At 53.0% G+C, this 5,950-nt stretch carries 5 protein-coding genes and 1 pseudogene; 3 read left to right on the forward strand and 3 right to left on the reverse strand.

Annotated elements, in window-relative coordinates; translation table 11 throughout:
* Positions 1-1,353: aldehyde dehydrogenase family protein (locus QCH34_RS05205; RefSeq protein WP_300331206.1), on the reverse strand; the 1,353-nt coding region annotated here is incomplete at its 3' end.
* 90 nt (positions 1,354-1,443) lie between these two features.
* Here QCH34_RS05205 and QCH34_RS05210 point away from each other — a divergent pair.
* From QCH34_RS05210 to QCH34_RS05220, 3 genes are read left to right on the forward strand one after another with little or no spacing between them, the layout of a single operon-like run.
* Positions 1,444-2,961, forward strand: coding sequence for an MBL fold metallo-hydrolase (locus tag QCH34_RS05210; RefSeq protein WP_300331209.1), 1,518 nt, complete (start codon positions 1,444-1,446; stop codon positions 2,959-2,961).
* Between the two features lie 32 nt (positions 2,962-2,993).
* Positions 2,994-3,209, forward strand: coding sequence for a hypothetical protein (locus QCH34_RS05215; protein WP_300331212.1), 216 nt, complete (start codon positions 2,994-2,996; stop codon positions 3,207-3,209).
* Positions 3,209-3,538 carry a DUF3784 domain-containing protein gene (locus tag QCH34_RS05220; protein WP_300331214.1) on the forward strand — a complete coding sequence of 110 codons (330 nt, stop codon included), beginning with the start codon at positions 3,209-3,211 and terminating at the stop codon, positions 3,536-3,538. The genes QCH34_RS05215 and QCH34_RS05220 overlap by 1 nt, the downstream gene beginning before the upstream one ends.
* A 353-nt stretch (positions 3,539-3,891) precedes the next feature.
* On the opposite strand, the gene QCH34_RS05225 is transcribed toward QCH34_RS05220, so the two are convergent.
* Both QCH34_RS05225 and QCH34_RS05230 read right to left on the reverse strand, forming a co-directional pair.
* Positions 3,892-5,535 (reverse strand): AMP-binding protein, encoded by a 1,644-nt coding sequence (locus QCH34_RS05225; protein ID WP_300331217.1) that lies wholly within the window; start codon positions 5,533-5,535, stop codon positions 3,892-3,894.
* A 68-nt stretch (positions 5,536-5,603) separates the two neighbouring features.
* Positions 5,604-5,950 (reverse strand): annotated as a pseudogene (locus QCH34_RS05230) (coenzyme F390 synthetase); the annotation flags it as partial.

Here is a 5,950-nt window from a genome sequence, read left to right on the forward strand (position 1 = left end):
CCCGCTCCCCTTCACCCCGCCAAACGGCACTTCCGGGGGGAGCTTCATATGCTGGTTTACCCAGACGATCCCCGCTTCAAGTTCCTCTGCTGCTCGTTCAGCAGTATTGATCTGTTGTGTCCAGATCGAGGCGCCCAGTCCAAAGCGTGTGCTGTTGGCAATCTCAATCCCCTCATCCAGATCGCCCGCCCGGATCACCGGGATGAGGGGGCCGAAGATCTCTTCAGAGAGCACTTTTGAATCCGCGGCACATCCGGTGGCAAGGGCAGGCGGGCAGAAGAAGCCCTTATGTGAGAGCCCTGCCGAGAGTTTCCCTCTCAGAATCCTGGCTCCCTCGTCCTCAAGCCTCAGGATTGCATCTTCCACGCTGTTTTTCCCTGCTTCGTTATTCAGAGGGCCGATCCGGGATGCGGGATCAGTACCATCACCAATGACAACCTCCGGGATCGTCTGCTGAAGCCGTGAGATGAATGCATCATGGATCTCATCCATGACAATCATCCGCTTTGGCGAGGTGCAGATCTGGCCGCAGTTATAGAGCCGGAGTGCAAGAGCTGCATCGGCGGCTGCAACCGGGTCAACATCGGAACAGATGATCATCGGATCGTTTCCGCCAAGCTCCAGTGTCAGCCTCTTCATGGTGCCAGCTGTTGCCCCGGCAATTGCCCTGCCTGTTTCAATACTTCCGGTGAATGAAATCTTCTTCACCGCATCATGACGGATGAGGGGATCGCCTGCATCCGCACCATTCCCGGTGACGATATTCAGCACCCCTGGAGGAAGTCCTGATCGCTGCATCGCCTCACCGAGTGCAAGAACAGCCATTGGCGCCTGTATAGAGGGCTTCAGCACAAGGGTATTTCCTGTCACAAGAGCGGCCCCGATCTTCCAGGCGGCGATCAATACCGGCATATTCCAGGGGATGATCGCGGCGCAGACCCCAAGCGGCTTCCTCTGCACCACGCCATATCCGTACCGCGGCAGTCTCTCGGAATATCCGGCTGTGATGAGGGATGCCGATCCGGCATAGTACTCAAAAACTGCCGCTGCCCCAAGCACCTCATCCTTTGCTTCACGGAGCGGCTTGCCCTGTTCTGTTGTCAGGATGAGGGCGAGCCGGTCTGCTTCCCTCCTGATCAGTTCAGCTGACCGGAAGAGGGTGATACCCCGGTGGGAATTGGGAACCTCGCTCCATCTCACAAATGCCTCACTCGCAGCCTCCACCGCAAGCCTGACATCCTCCGCTCCACCGGATGGAACCTCCCCGGCAGGGGTGCCGTCTGATGGGTTTTCGATCCGGGTGCGCTTACCAGAGACCGATTCAGTGAACTGATCGCCAATCATCATCTGCATACAGAGAGATCAAGGGTATGATCAGATAATAGTGGTGATCGGAACCAAAGAGAAGATATAACGTTGAATACCATCGAACAATAACGTGAAATGGAAGAGAAACATTCATTCATCGCACGGATGCCGGATGAGCCTGGCTCGCTCCTGAAAGCGGCCGATATCATCAGGCGGCACAACGGCAACATCACCCGTATCCAGTTCAACCGGCGGATCGATAAGAACACGGTCTTCTTTGAGATGACCGCAACCGCTTCAGACTACCGCCTTATCCGGGAGGGGCTTTCTGAGATAGGCTACCTCCAGTCAAATATCCCTCCGGTGAATATCCTCCTCTTTCATATCTATCTCCCCACCCCGCACCGTCCCGGTGCCCTCTATGATGTCCTCACCGCCTGTGCAGAGGCAGGGGCCGATGTGTCAGAGATCGACTTTGATGATACCGGCAGGCACCCGGATCGTCTGACCCTTCGCCTGAATGTCGTCGATTCCCCACGGGTTGAGGAGGTGATCGATTTCATCAAGAGCCGGTACCGTCTTGAGATCCTCGAATATGATAGCCTCGGCGGTGCCCTTGACGAGACGATCTTCTATATCTGCTTTGCACAGAAGATCCGGCCATTCCTCGGCGAAGCAAATGATGAGTTCCTCCTCTCATTGCTTGGCGATCTGAACCATGTCGTCCAGGAGCTGACCAATCGCGGCGAAGATCCAAAACTCGTCTTCAACCAGATCGAACGGATCGGGACGTTTCTCACGGAAACAACCGGGGAAGGATTCTATGCCGACTATCAGCAGATCGAAACCCCGGATGGCTCCTCACTCACCTGTATCCAGCCTCCGGGCGGGGGGAGCGTCTTCATCTTTGATGCCGGATCTGATCGGCTGATGATCGATACCGGATATGGGATCTATCATGACGATATCGAGCGGATGCTCCATGAGATCGGCAAGTCCGGGTACAAAGGCATCTCCCGCATCATCTGCACCCATGCAGATGCCGATCACTGCGGTGCCGCGGGGCTCCACCCGGTTTCCTCGTATCTCCACCATGGAACCGATGCGATCATAGAATGCAATAACCGGGGATACGGCTCACGGAGCCAGGATCTCATCCTTGAAGCTGTCTATACGGTGATCATCAACCTCTTCTCACGATGCACCCCGCCAGAGGAGCGGCATATCTTTCCGAAAAATGAGATCGGACGACGCGGCATCTTTCCGGTCATCGATACCTTCTCGATCGGCGGCTTTTCCTTCGAGGTGCTGGAGAGCCTTGGGGGGCATATCTATGGCCAGGTCTTCCTGCTTGCAGCCGATATCGGCCTCCTCTTCACCAGCGATGCCCTGATGAACTTTAAAAGCCTCACTCCTGAACGCCAGGAATATAACTCGATAGCAGATTTCCTCGTCACCTCGGTGAATGTAGATTCTGATCTGGCGAGGCAGGAGCGGCATGCCCTGATGGCACTTGCAGAGGAGATCGATTCTGATATGAAGAAGATGGGAACACGCTGTCTCATCTGCGGGGGCCATGGTGCGGTATCTGTGCTTGAAGAAGGAAAGCTGGTCGCGTATGGTGATATCCGCCATTACCGGCACCCGGCATAAGATTTTTCTATTCGCAGTGGAAAGGATATACCATGGCATCCCCCTTACTGGCAGTGATACTGTCTTTCTTCATCCCCGGTCTTGGACAGTTCTATACCGGGCAGTTCTTAAAGGCTATCGCCCTCTTTGTGATGGCAGCACTGTTTGCCGGTCTCTCAACCATACTTATCGGGATTCCATTCTATATTCTCATCTGGCTCTACAGCATGTACGATGCCTATGTCACAGCAGAACAAGGTGGTGAGTGATGATCGGTGATGCTCCACTCATCCTCCTGCTTATAATTGAGTTCATTGCAGTCGTCTTCCTGGCACTTGGGTACCTGATCAAATACCGGAAGATGACGAACCTCATTGCCGGATTTGACAGAAAGACCTGTGCAGATCCAGAGGGGCTGATCGCATGGGTCGGGAACAGCCTGCTCGCACTTGCAGTAGCTGCTGCGGCGATATTCTTCCTCCTCCTGCTTCTTCCGGAGTATGCACTGATTATATTCTTCGTTTATACAGCAGGTATCGTTCCGGTTGGCGCGATTATTGTCGCCTATCGGGCGCGGAGCTTTGATAAAAAGAAGTAATTCGTTGATCTGTGTGGGTTTTCAATAGGGAACAAGCCTTCATCTGGTTATCGGGTGTTCGAATCATGCATTCGGATTTCTTCACTCAGATATTTTTCCCCATCGCCCCGGCCCCGTTCGCAGATGCTTCGCAGGGAGGTTGTACTGTTCGGCCGCAGATGCAGCGCGGGAGGAGCGGGAATGTTTTGGGGGGCTGCCAGAGCAGATACACGCCCGATTCTTTCAGAATCGCCTTTCAGGTTGCTCTGATGAGCAAGGCTTTATCTGCTCTTTCATCCTGCCCCCCGATACCCGCGTCGCACCTGCTTCAAACTACCCGCATGAAATAGCGAGTTGCGACAAAAAAGAGTGATTCAGCTGGAGTTATACTTCTCCAGCTCCATCTCCCGAAGTTCTTTTCTTTTGATCTTCCCTGAGATCGTCTTTGGGAGTTCCTCGACAAACTCGATGGCACGTGGATACTTGTATGGTGCTGTGACATGCTTCACGTAATTCTGGATCTCACGGACGAGCTTGTCTGAGGGCTCAAAACCGTCTTTGAGGATGACAAAAGCCTTCACGATCGTTCCTCTCACCCGGTCAGGGACACCGACAACCGCAGACTCTTTCACAGCCGGATGTTCAAGGAGTGCGGATTCCACTTCAAAAGGCCCAATCCGGTATCCTGAACTCTTGATAACGTCGTCGTCTCTCCCGACAAACCAGAGATACCCATCCTCATCCATCGTCGCCTTATCACCGGTATAATAGAAATCACCGATGAATACCTCCTCTGTGGCCTGCTTGTTCTCAAGGTATCCGGAAAAGAGACCGATTGGACGGGGATTTGTTCTAATGGCGATGGTTCCAACTTCCCCAACAGGAACCCTGTTCTGTTCCTCATCATGGAGTTCGATCTCCCATCCCGGCGATGGGCGTCCGATTGAACCAGGCTTTGCCTCCATGCAGGGGAAGGTGCCGACACAGAGTACTGTCTCGGTCTGTCCGTATCCTTCATAGATTGTAACCCCGGTCGCCTCTTTCCAGACCTTGATCACCTCAGGGTTCAGGGCTTCACCGGCACTGATGCAATGGCGAAGCTGCGAGAGGTCGAATGCATCCAGATCTGCGAGGATCATCATACGGAAGATCGTCGGGGGTGCGCAGAAGGTGGTGATCTCATATTTCTCAAGAAGGGGAATGATCTCGGTTGGGTTGAACTTTGTCCTGATATCATAGACAAAGACACATGCACCGCAGATCCATGGGCCAAAGAACTTGCCCCATGAGGATTTTGCCCATCCCGTATCGGCAAGGGTGAGGTGCAGGTCATTCTCCCGGAGATCGTACCAGTACTTCCCGGTGATCAGATGTCCAAGAGGGTAACTATGATCGTGAATGACCATCTTCGGATCTCCGGTTGTTCCGGAGGTGAAGTAGATCACCATCGGATCGGTTGATTTCGTCTTCTTTCCGCCCGATAAGGGAGCAAGGCGGTGGGAAGCCGGTGCCGGATAGTTCAGCTCCACCGGATAGCTGATCCAGTTGGGGAGTTCACCGTCAACGACGAATCTCAGATCCAGTGAGGGACATTCCTCGCAGATCTCATCCACCTTCCATGCATTCTCAACATCGGTGACGATCATTCTGAATTTGCCCAGGTTCACCCGGTATTTCAGATCTTTTGGTGTCAGCATCGTCGGGCATGGACAGAAGATCACGCCAAGTTTGATTGCGGCGAGTGCAAATGTCCACCATTCCGGGATCCTCGGAAGCATGATCAGGATCCGCTCTCCTTTCGCGAGATCGCGTTTCATGTACATATTGGCGATCTGGTTGGAGAGATTCATGAGTTGACGGAAGGTATAGTATTTCTCTTCCCCGTTCTGGTTCACCCAGATCATGGCGAGTTTGTTCCTGTCTCTCTCTGCCATTGCATCGATGGCATCGAACCCAAAATTATAGTATTCCGGAACGTCGATCCGGAAATCACGATAGCCCGCCTCGTAATCGGGCATATTATGCTCCTTATTCAACATGAACAAATCTATTGGTTATTATTCATCTTGAATCAGATGGTTTTTGATCAACGCCTGTCAACGACTCTTTTTGGTCTCCCCTGCACTTTATAGAGTTCCAGCTCCCCTGGTCCCGTGAAATGGAAGAGCATCTCAAATGTTCCATTGATATATTGCTCACGAAGCTCTGGTTTGAGCCGGAAGAACGCCTTCCTGAATGTCTCCTGGATCCCTTCGGTATCAGTATTTGCAGGATCATTACATTCAAGGCTCACACGGATGACTGTCGAGTCAGTCTCCCTCCCTCCATAGAGGAATGCCTCATATTCGCCGGTGAGATACTGCATGTTGTCGGGCTGAAAGACTCCCCGTTCGATATCGACACGGTTGAAGGATCGGTCTTCAACAAAGAACC

The sequence above is a fragment of the Methanocalculus sp. genome (genome assembly GCF_029762515.1).
Classification (GTDB): domain Archaea; phylum Halobacteriota; class Methanomicrobia; order Methanomicrobiales; family Methanocorpusculaceae; genus Methanocalculus.

Coding starts and splice junctions, on each gene's coding strand:
- QCH34_RS05215 (WP_300331212.1), top strand. CDS start 2,994: ATGGCATCCCCCTTACTGGCAGTGATACTGTCTTTCTTCATCCCCGGT.
- QCH34_RS05225 (WP_300331217.1), bottom strand. CDS start 5,535: ATGCCCGATTACGAGGCGGGCTATCGTGATTTCCGGATCGACGTTCCG.
- QCH34_RS05220 (WP_300331214.1), top strand. CDS start 3,209: ATGATCGGTGATGCTCCACTCATCCTCCTGCTTATAATTGAGTTCATT.
- QCH34_RS05210 (WP_300331209.1), top strand. CDS start 1,444: ATGGAAGAGAAACATTCATTCATCGCACGGATGCCGGATGAGCCTGGC.